At 32.1% G+C, this 15,215-nt stretch carries 15 protein-coding genes and 1 pseudogene; 3 read left to right on the top strand and 13 right to left on the bottom strand.

What is annotated here, in order from left to right:
* Positions 1-67: 67 nt before the first annotated feature.
* The 4 genes from ACFVQC_RS21695 to ACFVQC_RS21710 all read right to left on the bottom strand — a co-directional run bounded on the left by ACFVQC_RS21695 (position 68) and on the right by ACFVQC_RS21710 (position 3,979).
* The gene (locus tag ACFVQC_RS21695) at positions 68-826 is read right to left on the bottom strand and encodes a TSUP family transporter (protein ID WP_377896235.1); all 759 of its coding nucleotides are present in this window, start codon (positions 824-826) and stop codon (positions 68-70) included.
* Between the two features lie 67 nt (positions 827-893).
* Complete coding sequence (locus ACFVQC_RS21700) at positions 894-2,144, bottom strand: hypothetical protein (RefSeq protein WP_377896234.1); 1,251 nt, start codon at positions 2,142-2,144, stop codon at positions 894-896.
* 537 nt (positions 2,145-2,681) lie between these two features.
* Complete coding sequence (locus tag ACFVQC_RS21705; RefSeq protein ID WP_002147934.1) at positions 2,682-2,960, bottom strand: AbrB/MazE/SpoVT family DNA-binding domain-containing protein; 279 nt, start codon at positions 2,958-2,960, stop codon at positions 2,682-2,684.
* Positions 2,961-3,100: 140 nt separating this feature from the next.
* The gene (locus ACFVQC_RS21710; RefSeq protein WP_377899244.1) at positions 3,101-3,979 is read right to left on the bottom strand and encodes a helix-turn-helix domain-containing protein; all 879 of its coding nucleotides are present in this window, start codon (positions 3,977-3,979) and stop codon (positions 3,101-3,103) included.
* 247 nt (positions 3,980-4,226) lie between these two features.
* Between ACFVQC_RS21710 and ACFVQC_RS21715 the strand changes: the two genes are divergently transcribed.
* Positions 4,227-4,478: a response regulator transcription factor gene (locus ACFVQC_RS21715; protein ID WP_377899246.1), complete on the top strand. Its 252-nt coding sequence runs from the start codon at positions 4,227-4,229 to the stop codon at positions 4,476-4,478.
* Positions 4,479-4,959: 481 nt separating this feature from the next.
* On the opposite strand, the gene ACFVQC_RS21720 is transcribed toward ACFVQC_RS21715, so the two are convergent.
* From ACFVQC_RS21720 to ACFVQC_RS21760, 9 genes are all read right to left on the bottom strand, one after another.
* Positions 4,960-6,141, bottom strand: coding sequence for an agmatine deiminase family protein (locus tag ACFVQC_RS21720; RefSeq protein WP_377899247.1), 1,182 nt, complete (start codon positions 6,139-6,141; stop codon positions 4,960-4,962).
* A gap of 355 nt (positions 6,142-6,496) precedes the next feature.
* Positions 6,497-7,099, bottom strand: a complete 603-nt coding sequence (locus ACFVQC_RS21725; RefSeq protein WP_377895406.1) for a hypothetical protein — start codon at positions 7,097-7,099, stop codon at positions 6,497-6,499.
* Positions 7,100-7,126: 27 nt separating this feature from the next.
* Complete coding sequence (locus ACFVQC_RS21730) at positions 7,127-7,936, bottom strand: C39 family peptidase (protein ID WP_377899249.1); 810 nt, start codon at positions 7,934-7,936, stop codon at positions 7,127-7,129.
* A 143-nt stretch (positions 7,937-8,079) separates the two neighbouring features.
* A complete protein-coding gene (gene pepD / locus ACFVQC_RS21735; protein ID WP_377899250.1) occupies positions 8,080-9,549 on the bottom strand; it encodes a beta-Ala-His dipeptidase in 1,470 nt (489 codons plus the stop codon).
* 138 nt (positions 9,550-9,687) lie between these two features.
* Complete coding sequence (locus ACFVQC_RS21740) at positions 9,688-9,864, bottom strand: hypothetical protein (protein ID WP_002147944.1); 177 nt, start codon at positions 9,862-9,864, stop codon at positions 9,688-9,690.
* Between the two features lie 75 nt (positions 9,865-9,939).
* Entirely contained in the window at positions 9,940-10,065 is a 126-nt protein-coding gene (locus tag ACFVQC_RS21745) for a hypothetical protein (RefSeq protein WP_033717878.1), read from the bottom strand.
* 111 nt (positions 10,066-10,176) lie between these two features.
* Positions 10,177-10,917 carry a type II toxin-antitoxin system SpoIISA family toxin gene (locus tag ACFVQC_RS21750; protein ID WP_002147945.1) on the bottom strand — a complete coding sequence of 247 codons (741 nt, stop codon included), beginning with the start codon at positions 10,915-10,917 and terminating at the stop codon, positions 10,177-10,179.
* A 186-nt stretch (positions 10,918-11,103) separates the two neighbouring features.
* Positions 11,104-11,841, bottom strand: coding sequence for a 2,3-diphosphoglycerate-dependent phosphoglycerate mutase (gpmA, locus tag ACFVQC_RS21755; protein WP_377899251.1), 738 nt, complete (start codon positions 11,839-11,841; stop codon positions 11,104-11,106).
* 167 nt (positions 11,842-12,008) lie between these two features.
* On the bottom strand, positions 12,009-12,491 hold the full coding sequence (locus tag ACFVQC_RS21760; RefSeq protein ID WP_219918435.1) for a MarR family winged helix-turn-helix transcriptional regulator: 483 nt from the start codon (positions 12,489-12,491) through the stop codon (positions 12,009-12,011).
* 117 nt (positions 12,492-12,608) lie between these two features.
* On the opposite strand from ACFVQC_RS21760, the pseudogene ACFVQC_RS21765 reads away from it, so the two are divergent.
* A pseudogene (locus ACFVQC_RS21765) lies at positions 12,609-13,706 on the top strand (alpha-keto acid decarboxylase family protein); the annotation flags it as partial.
* 578 nt (positions 13,707-14,284) lie between these two features.
* Positions 14,285-15,205, top strand: a complete 921-nt coding sequence (locus ACFVQC_RS21770; protein WP_377899252.1) for a CPBP family intramembrane glutamic endopeptidase — start codon at positions 14,285-14,287, stop codon at positions 15,203-15,205.
* Positions 15,206-15,215 lie beyond the last annotated feature (10 nt).

Raw genomic sequence — 15,215 nt, forward strand, 5'->3', positions numbered from 1 at the left:
CTGCGTAATACTGCAATAAGAACATTAAAACAATCTAACTTTTATACTAACAATATAGTAATTACATTTAGTTAATATTTTGCAAAAAAATTTTAATTGCCATGACAAAGCAAACAATAACCACTATTGGTCGTATTAATGACGTCCCTTTTGTAAGCACCATCTTCGCCCCAATATATGACCCTATGATTTGACCAAGCATCATAATCACCCCAATTGTCCAATCAATTTGGCCAAAAATAATAAAATACAACAAAGCAGCGAAATTACTTGTAAAATTCAAGATCTTAGCATTTGCAGTTGCTCTTGTAGTACTATATCCACATAAAAGAATGAACGCTAAAGCAATTAAGCTACCTGTTCCTGGGCCGAAGAAACCATCATAAAATCCAAGGAATGGAGCCACTGTTAACGCAAACAACAACATACTTATTTTTCTCGGTCGATCTTCGTTTGCTATATTTGGAGATAATAGAAAATAAAGACCAATAATAATAAGTAAGAAAGGTAATATCATGATTAGATATTCAGCTCGTATCTGTAAAATAAGCCATCCACCCAAAATAGATCCAAAAAAGGTCATTAAGATGGACAAACGCATTTCTTTGAGATTAATTTCTTTCTTCTTAATAAAAATCACAGTTGCCATGAGGGTTCCGCTACTCCCTTGTAGTTTATTAGTTGCTATTGCTACAGAAGGAGACATACCTACTAATAACATTACTGGGATAGTTATCATACCACCGCCCCCAGCAATTGTATCTATCCATCCTGCTAAAATAGCTACTAAAAATAATAATATGAGTAATTCAATAGTAAAATCCATATAAAGGGAATGGGAAGGTTTGAGCTATTATAGCCCAAACCTTCCCATTCTCCCTCCTCTCTCTAAACTAGTTTATGATATCTGTAAAGTAACTCTCTTTCTGGTCGCGTAATCGGCTGGAAACGTATTGCCTGCAAACAATTCTACGTCCATACTTATTATCACCAATCGGAATTTTGTATTCTTCCTCCGATAACCTTTCTCTACCATGAGTTACATTCGTTTGCTTACCATAGTATGAATTTGGCATAATCAATAAATCTTCAGATGTAAGCGGAACTTTATAAGTAGGCATTGTTCGTAACAGTTCCAAAAACATGTCAAATTTCAATTTTTCTTCTTCACTTCCCCCCACATAAATCAATCTATTTTCTGCTCCATTCAAACAAGTTGCAATAATATCACCATTATCATCCAAAAATATGATTTGGTTTATTTCCCCTACAAATCCCGATATTTCACCATCCGCCATTCCTGCGATATGAGCAATAGGCATTTTACTTATCGCCAATATATCATCTTTACTGAAGTGATTTTCTTCAAGATGCTTTTGAAGTAATTTTGGCGTTCCAATATGAGTATTGGTTTTTAAATTTAACACTCCTTTTAATAAAAGAGCATCAACCCTAGTAAATTTGCCGCAAGTAATTTCCGAAACTATTAGTTCGACGGATTTATTAAGTCTATTCGATACAATCTCTAAATTCGTATTGAACGATTTCAATCTTGCTTCAATATGCAATTGATTTTTCATATCTGTATATACTGTGGCATCGTTATGTTGATAAAAGTTTCCGCCACCAGTGCTTGCACCGACATTTCGCAAAACTTCATCATTGTTTAAAGGAGAAATGAGATGAAATCTATTTTTCCCTGCATGTTCGGACGGATGAATCAAAGCATCATAATTAAAAAGTGTGGCAAAAAGCCATGTGACCCATTCAGCATAAAAATATTTTTTCATTCTATCGTGTTCGTTTTCACCATAATTAAAGCCTTTGCGATTTTCCCCAGGTAATAGGGTTTCCATAGGATCACACGGAATATTTTTAATAAGTATAGGCGGTACGTTCCCACCACAATTCGCTTCTTTTATCATATGAAGTAGTTTTTTTACATCTGAATTCGGAGTTTTCTTTGAATAGTCAATCAAACAAATGAGCCACTCTTTTGAAAAGCTTGCAGCTATTTCTTGATCACAAGTATAAGGATTATGAGTGTTTAATTCATTGTCTATTAGATTCTTGATTTTATCCTTCAATACATTAGGAATAGTAATTTCTTCAATTTCCGTAATCTGCAGTATTCCTTTATTCATTATAAAACCTCCGTTATTTTATTTTTCTACACCCTATCTCCTGTTAAATGAACTACTTCTTTTTTGCTTTTTTGCTTTTCGTCAGAACTATTAGAGCCACCAATTTACAGATACTAAACGTGAATGATACGAGATTTCCTCTTAGTTACATTTCTCCAACGAATTCCCCTTGAATTGGCATATTTAATTTGAAAATCTAATTCATTTTCATACTTTACTTTCAAACTATGTTTATATGAGTTTCAATTCAAGCAAGAATATTTCATTTTCTGAAATTTTCTGAAAATAGAAATCAGAATTTTCTTCGTACTAACAGTAAAAATATAACACGAAACCAAAAAATGTAAATAGATAGGATTTTTTATAAAAAATAGTCAGACTATTTTTAGGGTAATTCGTATTTCATTGGACCAGCTATTTCCCCTTCTATTTTATTTATAACAATTAAACAACCTGTCTTTGCAATAAAAAAAGTCCCCTGAATGATAGAGGACCTTCTTTACAAGTATATTTTATTTTAAAGTTCTTACTTATGTTTTATTTTAAAAGATATTGCTGTAACTTCTTTATTAACAGTTCTGTTCCCTCTGGACTTACAATAATCTTCCCATTCGCTAACGAAATATTCTTATCTGAAATATCACCTGTAATTGCACAAGCTTGTGAGGATTGATATTTCCGCAAAATAATCTGATCCTCTTCCACAAACATTTCTAGAGCATCTTTTTCTACAATTCCTAAACTCCGTCTTATTTCCATTGGAATAACAATACGCCCCATGCTATCTGCTTTACGAGTAATCCCTCTTGATTTCATAAAATGCCACCCTTTATTTTTATCTACTATTACAGCACTTAGTTTAACAGTAAACCTCAATAAGGAATAGTTCGTATTACAGCACTTGTTTTAACAGGAAATTCCAATGAGGAATAGTTCATGTTTTAACTTTCTCTTGTTTATTTCTGGTTTTTAAAATATTTATCCTTTATTATCTTGATGTATTGTTTTCTTTCTGTTAGTTCAAAAATAAATAAAGCCTTATTAATATAATTAAAACCATCTTCACTAAATTGCTGAAGTTCTAATAAATTTGAACCTTTTTCGAAATTTAGTTCCCCTAATAAGTATAAACTATTCATATTAATGGCTAATTTGATACCTATATCACTGTACTTTATTGCTTCTACATGTTCATATGTAAGATGTAAACATTTTGTTAAGGTATAAATAATTCTTAATTTAATTTCTTTATTTCCAGGGAATTCCATCCTATTAAAATTACTTAAACATTTCTTTAATATGCCTATACTTTTTTCATATTCTCCATTTTCCGCATAGATTACTGCCATTGTATGCATGATATCTATTTCTTTTTCTGATAAAAAATTGACATTAGTTAAAGTTAATTTTAATGCTTTATTTAAAAGGCCCAAAGCATTTTGGGTTAATCCCTTTACATTAAATATAGCTATCGCTTCATGCCATATTAGAAATTGTTTATCTTCTTTTGACTGGAAATTATTTTCGTTTTTCTCTTTTTTCACTATTTCATAAAGTTCTTTATATTGTTTTTGCTTTATACAATCTCTTATTACATATTTTACGTTTTCTACATATTTAAATTTTTTGTTTTGAGTTAGCGCAAATATATAATTCGGATCAACACCAAGTCTTTCAGATAATTGATACAACAATATGCTAGATGGATAAATAATACCTTTTTCTATCTTACTAATTTGACTTTGTGAACATATTCCATGACAAAATTCAGATTGTGATATATTTTTTTTCTTTCTAAGTTCTTTAATAATAATACCGAGATTGTAGAATTCCATTTCTCCCCCTCAAATGTAACAATTTATGAGTATAAGAATATTTTCCAACTTTTAATGTAATGTAAAATTAATATAGTTGCAATTACTAATTATATTGATTTATAGTTTCTTTTACAAACTGGTATCATAATGAGAGAAATTATTACAATTAAAAGGAATAAAGAGTATTGGATATGATTTTTCAGCTTTATTTCAAATAATAGTTTCTTTTGATTTTTATATGAATAATTTCGAAGGAGCTTATTTTATGAAAAAAATGTTAACCGAAAGAGAGTTAGAAGTGGCTATTTATGTAGCAAAAGGATTAACAGATGCAGAAATTTCTAGAAAAATATATGTTAGCCCTAGAAGAATTTCAACGATAATTAATCATATTAAAGAAAAATGGCATATTCATTCTAGAGTGGAATTAGGTATTTTAGTTTATCATTATGGTTTTATAGATGCACCCTTATTTTCAAATAAAGAAAGTCATTTATTTGAAAAGGTTGCACAATAATCGGCCAAGTATAATGCGTTTAAGTTACAAATAACAACAGAAAAGCCGCTGAACTTTTATTATTTAGGGTACTTCTGCATTCTGAAGTTGATGGGCATGTATGGATTGCTAAAAAAACATATAAATCTTATTCTTATAGATATTTTAGTAAGAATGATTGTACTAGAAACTTTTAAAATGCTCATAATAGAGGAGTCTTTGGATGATTTATTGAAGGGCTTCAACGACTTTTAAAAGGTGAAAACATACCTTTAAACCATATTTCTACCGCAACAACAAGTATCGCTTTTCATTCAGAAAATCCATCCATCTTGATTAAGATTTTTTCAAAAAGGGTGGGTTTCTTTAGTTTATAGGAAAGTTATACTTAACTCATAAAAAATACAATAAAATAGGTAAAAATGCTATCGCATCTTACCTATCCTATGGATAAACAGGTTCTCATAAGAAATAGACAAATTCTCAAAGAATTATAAATATATTATTTTAAATTAATTGGTTGTTGTTGAGTAATACAATGAATCATACCACCATTTTTATACAGCTCTCTTACATCAATCCCCACCACTTTACGATCAGGATAAAGTTTTTGAATCATCTCATTTGCTATTTTATCATTAGGATCATTATAGTTTGGAACTAAGATAACTTCATTCGCTATATAATAATTAATATAGGAACCTTTATAATCAAGCTTCTTCCCATTTTTTAATGTAACATTATTCTTGCTTAGCGGTAGATATACATACTTGTACTTATTACCTGTAGCATCTTTTGCCTGCAGCAACCTGTTAATATCTTTGCCAGACGCTCCCCATTCAGCCAAATCTTTTTCTTTTAACGTTATAATAGTAGATTTATCGTGGAATTTGGCGAATCCATCAATATGAAAATCAGTAATATCTAAGTTAGGTGCTCCATCTAACCAAATAAAATTTGTTACCCCAAGTTCACTAAAATATTTTTCAATATCCTTTTCTGACAATTTAGCGTTCCTATTTTTATTCGTCACAGCACTTCTAGTTAATAAAACAGTTCCATTACCATCTAATTCAAATGCGCCACCTTCAAGAACAAATTTATTCCAATTAATTCTTTCAATGCCTAACTGATTGCTAAGATTCTCACGAAGACGAGCATCTTTCTTATATGGCGTTTTCTTTCCCCATCCGTTAAATCCTGGATCTAATATCTTTAGATTTTTGTCATTATCGTAAACAAAAATTGGACCAGTATCTCTAGCCCATACGTCGTCAGTAGGTGCGATAAAGAAATCAATTTTCTCCATATTTACCCCTTGATCCGTTAAAACTTCAATAATTCTTTCTTTCTCTTCTTGATCATATGCAACAATATGAACTTTTTCGCCTTTACTTAAAGATTCTGTCATTTGAATCCAAATCGGTTCTACTTCTTGCTGATATTTTGGCCCGTATGTAAATTCATGAGGCCATTGTAGCCATGTTCCTTCATGTTTGCTTTTTTCATCTGGCATTGTATACTTTCCTACTATTTTTTGCGCCTCTACTTTCTTCCTATCTTCTCTCTGCGTTTTTTCAATTTCCTTCGCCTGAACTTTCTCAATTCCCTTAACTTGAGCATAACCACTAATAATAGATGTGGTTAGTACAGCACTCATACACAATTTCGTTATTTTTTGCATTTCTTAACCTCCTTTTTTGTTTTACTGTAAACCTTTACATAGTGTTAAGGTCAAGATTTTTTAATTAAATTATTACATATGGAGCACGATTTAAATCGAACCATTTATAAAAACTCTGGAATGCATATAACCGTATAGATGAGGTACCCTAATGCTGCCATTAACCTTAATGTGAAGAGTATACAAAATCTCTACTATAATCACCATTTATCCCTATAACATCACGCGCTTTTTTCACTTGTTATCTTTTCTGCTCCTTCTACTGTATTTTTTATGAATGTATTCATTTCTAAAACTAATACAGTACATGAAATTTTATATTACATACGTATATATTTATTCAGTTTATAATTAACTATTCAAAAGCAGTTACGATTCTCTCTTTCATTTTCTGTATTATTTCACTGCTTAATATTTTTTGACCAGCAGGAAGTTTTAATATAGCAGCAGCACCCTTACTAAGATATATTTCTTGGTCATTATTTTGATTTACTATCAATATTCCTTGCCCTTCAAATTCAAAATAACTAATATTTTTTGTTTCATTTGTATTATTTTTTATTACTTTATATAACCCATATAAATCTTTACTTCTATTTTCTCCACCCGTTCGAATCGGTTCAGTATCATTCGCAACAATTAGTCCTTCTGGCTGCTCACCCTTCATAATAAACCACAACTTTTCATTTGTTGGTAATAGTATATGCTTAAATTCAGAGCTATTTAACATTTGCTGTGCTGGAATTGTTTCATAGATTGGTAACGAAAATGGAGAGGTTGTTATTTTTTCAAAACTTACATTTTCAGAAGAACTACTCTTACTATATTGATAATCTTTTAATGCGATCGATTGTACTGGCTCACCTTTATTTTTTGATGCATAACTAATTTTACTAGCGAAAATAATAACAGTCATTAAACAAATGCATGGTATCACAAGCTTAAGTAGTTTTCCCATTAATGAACCCCCACACTTTTAATATTATTAGTTTGCACGGATATTATAAACAGTTTCATTCCACCAAAAATTATTATTGTTATGGAACGTACTGAAATTATGATTATAATGATCACCATACCAAGGGTCCATGTAAGTTATATAGTCTGTTCCATTTGTACCTTTATAGAATCCATCAAGTACTAGAAAGTGTCCGATGTTAGCTCCATTTTGCCACATAATGAGTGCAATTATCGGTTGATTACTATTAATTTGATTTTTGAACCAATCATACGATTTTGCTCCAGAACTTATAGCTGAGCTAACACCATATCCCGATAATCCATATTGTATTTCACGTGAAGTTGCAGGATTATTATATGATCCACCTTTGACATACCTAACATACTGATCTTGTGAAGGAGTTTTCCCAAAATAATTTAAAACTGAAACCGAAGTGCCCGCCCGACACCAATTTGATCCTTCTTGTAATATGTTAGGAACAGATAATTTACGATCTGTTGATGTATTTGGAGGATTCCCATTAATATAAGCTGACGTTACATATACTTTTTTCCCATCTTTAAAATAATAAAACCAACGATTATCTAAATTTCCTGTCCAGTAATCTTTAACCGCTTCACCATACTCCCATCCTTTAAAAGATACTTTTGTATTTCCGGGAATCACATCTACAATATTTGCATTCAAACTTTTTTCTTCTCTAACATTTACATTCAATGGAGCAGCTGTTCCTGAAAATTCAACTTCTTCTGCTATTATTTTGTGAACACCAATGAAACTAAATGTGAAGAACAATAAAAACATACAAACAATGAATTGCTTTCTTCCCTTCATAAGTACTAAAAAACATCAACAATTCATCCTTATTAATTGTTCAAGCTTAATATTACATACTAACGGAAAATAACTTCTAATAAATTCCAACACAAAAAAAGTAGCCTATAAATTTTTATAGGCTACTTTTCATTTTATCGTTATTACTTAGCTAATTCTTTCGTTCCCTGCATTACATCAACGAAGAATCCCCAGTTGTTCACAACAGAAGAAATACTAATATGCTCATCTGGAGTGTGGACGTTGAATATATCTGGCCCGAATGAAATTGCATCTAATTCAGGCATCTTTTGAACGAATACACTGCATTCAATCCCTGCATGTACAGCGAAGATTTCAACATCTTTGTTGTATTTTTCTTGATGTACTTTTTCAAACAAATTACGAATTTGTGAGTTTGGATTGTATGGCCACTCCGGATATTCTGACTCTAATTCAAATGTTGCTCCAACTAATTCAGCAATATATTTAATTTCATCCGCAATATGTCGTTTTAAACTACTTACAGAACTTCTTACTTCGTTTCGCAATTTAATTTCATCTTGCAATGTTTCAATAACGCCTAAAGTTGTTGAACTTTCTACAAGCCCTTTAATATCCATGCTCATACTTTGTATGCCATTTGGAATTAAGAATAATGATGAAATAAGCTGTTTATGTGTTTCTTTAGCAAATACTTTTTCTACTTTCTCATCTAATTTTGTAAGTGTAACATGAACGTCCGGATCAACAGCACGCATTTCTTCTTGTAATACTCGTGTCCATGATTTTAATTTTTCTTCTACTTGCTCTACATCTTCTTGACGTAATAAAATTGTAGCTACACTTTCACGTGGAATTGCATTCGTTTTTAATCCGCCGTGAGCATCACTTATACCAAATTGAATATTTATTGATAAATCACGTAAAACTCGTCCTAGTACTTTGTTCGCATTTCCGCGTTGTTTATCAATTTCCATACCAGAATGTCCGCCCTTAAGTCCACCAACATATAGACGGTATGTATCCATATCAACTGGTGCCTCATCCCAAATTACTGGAATTGTTTCAACTGCTTTTGCACCACCAGCGCTACTTACAAGTAATTTATGATCTTCTTCAGAATCAATATTTATAAAGATCTTTCCATCAAAGTGGTTTGCATCAACAGCAAAAGCTCCGCCCATTGTCGTTTCTTCTTCAGTAGTAATTACTACTTCAAGTGCTGGATGCGGAATATCTTTTGAATCTAATAAAGCTAATGCATATGCAACAGCAATACCGTTATCAGCGCCTAAAGTTGTTTGATTCGCGTATAGCATATCCCCAATAATTCGTAATTCAATTGGATTTTTTTCAAAATCATGTACTGTTGCTTGATTTTTTTCACAAACCATATCCATGTGACCTTGAATGATAATAGCTGGTACACTCTCATAGCCAGCAGTTGCGTCTTTTTTAATAATGACATTTAATGCTTCATCTTGAATCACTTCTAAGTTACGCTCTTTTGCAAAGCCCACTAAATAATCACTAATTTCCTTTTCATTACCTGATCCTCTAGGAATCTTTGAAATTTCTGCAAAATGATAAAATACAGGGTGCTTTGTTAATTGTTCTAAAGTAGAATACATTTTTCAAGCTCCTCTCTCAAATACAATCAATATGTAAATAACTTAAATCACCTTCTATTATATCATGATTCACCATTTTACTTTTATACTGAATAATTCCCTGCCAATAACGAAATAAGAAATTGAAGGAGAACACATTTATGTATTCTCCTTCAATTTCTTATGTTGTATATATTTAGATGTTTTCCCATCAATCAGTTTCTCTAAGTGATCTATTTTTTTCGTTAATGCACCTTTCACAAGAGAGAAATCTGTATTTGATTCTTCCTTTTTATCTTTAAAAAACGAAGATTTTTGTACATTTAATTCTGCCATACCTTCTCCCCCTTTTACAAAAGATACAACCTTTTATTTATATTATATAGTAAATGTAGACAGAGTGTACACTTATCATTTTCTTTTTAATTCTTCTTCTAACTCTTCTACTTGCTGCAAAGTATCTCCTTTTATTAAAGAGAAATCTGTTGTATCTTCAGTCTCTTCTTTAAAAAAATCATTATCATAATCTTTTATCAATACAATCACCTCTACGTACTAGTGTAGGAATGATTGTCCAATTTTATACAACTTTGTCCGATTTTTTTCTAAATTATGTATTGGAGAAAAGGACAGAAAACGATTCTGTCCTTACTTACTAAAATAACTATGATGTATTGTTAAATTATATACATTTTCAAAGTCACGATCTTGTAGATTATTCTTCTTTCCATCAATAACAATAAAAACATCATTCACTATTTTTGCTGGTATAATTCCGACATTTTCTACTTGAACCGCTTGCTGACCATTCAATTGCTCTATGTGTTCTAAAGGTACTGTAATACTAAATTGAGAGCGAATACCACGGAAATTCGTATTTAATTCGATCGCTGCTTCAAATACAACAATTTTCGCACCTACTTTTTCCCCATACGAATCAAGAAATACGTTTAAACTATTTGTATACTCTTCTTCCGTATTCCATTCCATTGTCCCAAATGCTACTGGATTTACATTTTGAATAATTGTCGTATATATTTCTCCTCTTGCTTTTGAAGCAATTAATGACCGTTTAATTGATTGGACCGTCTTTCCAATATCGCTGAATTTCGCGCCCCATATTTCTGAAATATTAGGTGTCAAAATGAATGCAATATCAACGAAAATTACCATCGCAGTGAACATTAATAGATTTTTCCAGAGGGTTAAATCTATTCCTTTTATCATGAAATAAACTGTGACTGATGTTATAAACAAACCATACCAAGTTTTTCGAATTCGTTGTTTCTTCTCCTCATACAATTCTTCATTTTTCCAATAAAAGAAAACAAGAACTACAAAGATGATTGCTAGAATAAATAAGCCGATTCGAATGTTAGAGATCGTCAATCACATCACCCTCCATTCCAAAACTACTCACGATACCATTACATGCGCAAAGAGCCATCTTTATGACAAAAGACGTGGACAACCTTCTAAAGTTAGCTACATCGCATATACATTAGAAGCAGACCACGTCTTTTGTCATGAATCTACATTGTATATGTAGACAAGCATACGTTTCAAATTTTCATGTTAAAAAGAAATATGTTTCGGAATTTCCCCTTCAGGTACTTCTCCGTCCATACTTAAGTAATAATGACGAATTGGATGTAAATTTTCGTCTAATTCATAAACAAGTGGAATGCTAGTCGGTATATTTAATGTTACTACACCATCATTTGAGAGATTGTCTAAGTATTTCACAAGTGAACGAATCGTATTGCCGTGTGATGAAATAATTACTTTTTCACCACTTTTTAATGCCGGTGCGATTTCTGCATGCCAATAATCAAGTACTCTTTTCTCCGTATCCTCTAAACATTCAGTCAATGGAAATTCGCCTTTTTTTAACGTTTTGTATCTCGGAGCGTTCGCTGTATATCGGGGATCATCTTCAGTAAGTGCAGGCGGTCTCACATCTATACTTCTTCTCCAAATATGAACTTTTTCATCTCCGTATTTTTTTGCAGTTTCGTCTTTATTCAATCCTTGTAGTGCACCATAATGGCGTTCATTCAACTTCCATGAGTTATGTATAGGGACCCAAGTAAGATCCATTTCATGAAGTACAATCCATAATGTCCGTATTGCTCGTTTTAATACTGATGTATACGCAACATCAAACGTATATCCATTATTTTTTAATATTGTTCCTGCTTCTCTCGCTTCACTTAATCCATTCTTTGATAAATCTACATCTGTCCATCCTGTAAATCGATTTTCAAGATTCCACAAACTTTGTCCGTGACGAATGAGTACAAGTTTTATCATTATAATTCCCCTCTCGGAAATGTGAATTTTATTGTTCCATCGCGTACACGTATAAAGTATCTAGTAATGCATCTTTTTATCCATTCACTCTATGATTTATCCATAGTTGCCAAATGTATGGATAAAATTCTTTCTTTTTCAAACTATAAAGAAAGGCATATTTCTCATTATTTTTGATCAACTGGTATTTCTCTTTTCGTTATCCATGCATCATGACCTGAACGGCTATTCGCCATTTCGTTCATAACTTGATGCCAATTCTCTTCACATGATTCACCAAATTTTGAAAAAATAGCACCCATTTGTTTTCTTTGAACATCACTTAGTTTTTTCTCTAAATCTGTACCTTCTTCTGTTAAGGATAATTGTTTTACTCGACGATCATGAGTAGCTTCATTACTTTCAATTAGTCCCTTTTCCACAAGTTGACGCAGTGGTCCGTGAAGAGCTTGTTTACTTATTTCTAATAACGATAGTAACTCATTTACACTTATCCCTGGAAAACGTGCGATAAAAAATAAAATTCGGTGATGTACTCGTTGTATACCATACTCTTTTATAATTTCATCTGGCTTTTCAGTAAATGTTTTATATGCAAAATAAAATAATGCCAATGCCTCATTCATCTGTTCTTCTTTATGTTGTGTCATCTACTTTCCCCCTGTATGTAAATTATACCACAATCCAGTAATGATTATTTTAATCAACACACTTGAACTTCTGTAGTCTATTGAAGCATTCACTACACGAACTAAAATAATTAGGAGATGATTCTCTTGAAAACGCAATATACTGTAAGTACATATTTATTAGATCGATTACACGAATTAGGAATTGAGCATATATTCGGTGTTCCTGGTGATTATAATCTTGCCTTTTTAGATGATGTGATTGCACATGAAAATTTAGAGTGGATTGGCAACTGTAATGAATTAAATGCGGCATATGCAGCATATGGATATGCTCGCATAAAAGGCGTCGCTGCTCTTATTACCACTTTTGGTGTCGGGGAATTGAGCGCAATAAACGGCATTGCCGGCTCATATGCCGAAAACGTACCAGTTATAAAAATCACCGGTACACCACCAACAACTGTAATGGAAAATGGAGAACTCGTTCATCATACATTAGGTGATGGAAAGTTCGATCACTTTTCCAATATGTATCGAGAAATTACTGTAGCACAAACAAATTTAATTCCTGAGCATGCCGCTGAGGAAATTGACCGTGTATTACGTACATGTTGGAATGAAAAACGTCCTGTTCATATTAATTTGCCGATTGATGTGTATAATAAACCAATTAATAAACCTACAGAACCCATTTTAAATAAACCGATTTTAAGTAATAACGAAGCGTTGGATAAAATGCTTCTACATGCCATTTCAAAAATAAATAGCGCAAAAAAACCTGTTATTTTAGCTGATTTTGAAGTGGATCGATTTCATGCTCAAGAGGATTTACATCAACTCGTAGAAAAAACTGGCTTCCCTATCGCGACATTAAGTATGGGAAAAGGAATATTTCCAGAAAAACACCCTCAATTTATAGGGGTTTATACTGGTGATGTAAGTTCTCCGTACTTGCGAAAAAGAATTGATGAATCTGACTGTATTATTAGTATTGGTGTGAAGTTAACTGATACTATTACAGGCGGCTTCACACAAGGTTTTACAAAAGAACAAGTTATAGAAATTCATCCCTATACTGTGAAAATTATAGATAAAAAATACGGACCGGTTGTAATGAAAGATGTATTACAGCATTTAAGTGATTCAATCGAGCATCGTAATGAAGAAACACTTGAAATTAAGTCGTTTATTTCAGAATCACCATCTATTACTAAAGAGTTCAATCGATTCTGGCCAAACTGTAACTTATACACCAATGGTTTATGATTTAACTGCGGGTTATGGATATACTGCGAAAGCTGCAGGGTGGCTTCGAACAGTTTCTGGAGGGCCGTACTCGTTTGGAGAAACTGGTTCTTATTAATGACAAGAAGCATAAAATAAAACAAATTTGTTATTTCCCTACACAATGTGTGGGGATTTTTATTAATGAAAGGATATTTTTGTAAACTTTTCTGTTTTTAATAAATAAAGTGTTACTGCCATTTGATTTATTATTTATAAGGAATTTCCCACAAATATATCAGTGACGATTATATGGACTTCTTTATTATCTCTTTTGTGATATTGATAATAGCAGGATGTTCATTGGTTGAACTTCTCTTTCCCGTTCGTTGCTCCAAATGAATTGGTTACTACATACCTTAGGAAGAAAAAGAAATGAATGAAACGGTTATAGAAATTTCTACTTTTATTTGTAAAGTATCACTCCTTTCTTACAAAAACCTTAACTTTATTACATCAAAAAGGGTCATTATGAGATCATGTAGAATTAGCATATATCACAGTATTTTAAAATTGAAGAGGTGATTATGCTGAAAGATTTAACAAAATCACAAAACTCATCACGTGGTCTGAGAGGGCATTTGGAATCCTATCCGTTAACTTCATTTTTTATAATGGCATATGTATTCTCGTGGGTTGTTTTAATTCCATTTATCTTATCGCAATGGGGTATTCTCCCTAAATCAAAAGCGTTTGATATTTTCTTTTATGCCAATGTATTTGCAGGTCCTATGTTAGCAGCGTATATTATGTTTCGAACTATTGAAGGCAAAGAGTCATGGAAAAAAGTTAGAAAAAGCATCCTATCTATTAAAGTTGATTTGAAGTGGTACTTGTTTACTCTTATCGTTATCCCTGCTGTACTGTTTCTGGGTATGGTGATAGTAAATGGAGGGATACCTACTTTCCATAGCTTAAATACTGAATTTTTTGTAACCTATCTCATCTCTTTTGTAGCTATTTTCTTTCTCGGCGGACCCTTCCCTGAGGAAATCGGATGGCGAGGTTTTGCTCTACCTCGATTACAATCGAAATTTGGACCACTAAAAGGTACATTACTACTAAGTGTTTTGTGGGCATTTTGGCATCTTCCACACTTCTTAACGGCTGCACAAAGGGGTGGACCAAGTTCTGACCTTTCAATCCTATATATTCATTTGCCAATTTTTATTTTGCTGTGTTTACCGATTTCAATCATTCTCACTTGGGTCTATAACTGCCATCACGGAAACTTATTTATTCTCATGCTCGTTCATGCGAGTGTAAATACGTTTAGTTTGGTACAAACTCATTCCACCAACGCAGTTTTAAAGAATACGGATATATTTGTAGTGATAGGATTAGGCCTTGTAGCTTTGCTTATACTTATTTTCACACGAGGCAACCTTGGATATAAACAAACTGCTAATGATGTAGCGTTCAGTAAGAATGAAAATATAAGTAAATAGATACGAAAAG

The organism is Bacillus sp. NPDC057893, assembly GCF_042796455.1.
GTDB lineage: Bacteria > Bacillota > Bacilli > Bacillales > Bacillaceae_G > Bacillus_A.

What these genes read in the sequence shown, in the direction of transcription:
- ACFVQC_RS21705 (WP_002147934.1), bottom strand. Translation starts at nt 2,960, where the DNA reads ATGAAATCAAGAGGGATTACTCGTAAAGCAGATAGCATGGGGCGTATT.
- ACFVQC_RS21760 (WP_219918435.1), bottom strand. Translation starts at nt 12,491, where the DNA reads ATGACACAACATAAAGAAGAACAGATGAATGAGGCATTGGCATTATTT.
- ACFVQC_RS21725 (WP_377895406.1), bottom strand. Translation starts at nt 7,099, where the DNA reads ATGGGAAAACTACTTAAGCTTGTGATACCATGCATTTGTTTAATGACT.
- ACFVQC_RS21730 (WP_377899249.1), bottom strand. Translation starts at nt 7,936, where the DNA reads ATGAAGGGAAGAAAGCAATTCATTGTTTGTATGTTTTTATTGTTCTTC.
- gpmA (WP_377899251.1), bottom strand. Translation starts at nt 11,841, where the DNA reads ATGATAAAACTTGTACTCATTCGTCACGGACAAAGTTTGTGGAATCTT.
- ACFVQC_RS21715 (WP_377899246.1), top strand. Translation starts at nt 4,227, where the DNA reads ATGAAAAAAATGTTAACCGAAAGAGAGTTAGAAGTGGCTATTTATGTA.
- ACFVQC_RS21740 (WP_002147944.1), bottom strand. Translation starts at nt 9,864, where the DNA reads ATGGCAGAATTAAATGTACAAAAATCTTCGTTTTTTAAAGATAAAAAG.
- ACFVQC_RS21770 (WP_377899252.1), top strand. Translation starts at nt 14,285, where the DNA reads ATGCTGAAAGATTTAACAAAATCACAAAACTCATCACGTGGTCTGAGA.
- ACFVQC_RS21695 (WP_377896235.1), bottom strand. Translation starts at nt 826, where the DNA reads ATGGATTTTACTATTGAATTACTCATATTATTATTTTTAGTAGCTATT.
- pepD (WP_377899250.1), bottom strand. Translation starts at nt 9,549, where the DNA reads ATGTATTCTACTTTAGAACAATTAACAAAGCACCCTGTATTTTATCAT.
- ACFVQC_RS21710 (WP_377899244.1), bottom strand. Translation starts at nt 3,979, where the DNA reads ATGGAATTCTACAATCTCGGTATTATTATTAAAGAACTTAGAAAGAAA.
- ACFVQC_RS21700 (WP_377896234.1), bottom strand. Translation starts at nt 2,144, where the DNA reads ATGAATAAAGGAATACTGCAGATTACGGAAATTGAAGAAATTACTATT.
- ACFVQC_RS21720 (WP_377899247.1), bottom strand. Translation starts at nt 6,141, where the DNA reads ATGCAAAAAATAACGAAATTGTGTATGAGTGCTGTACTAACCACATCT.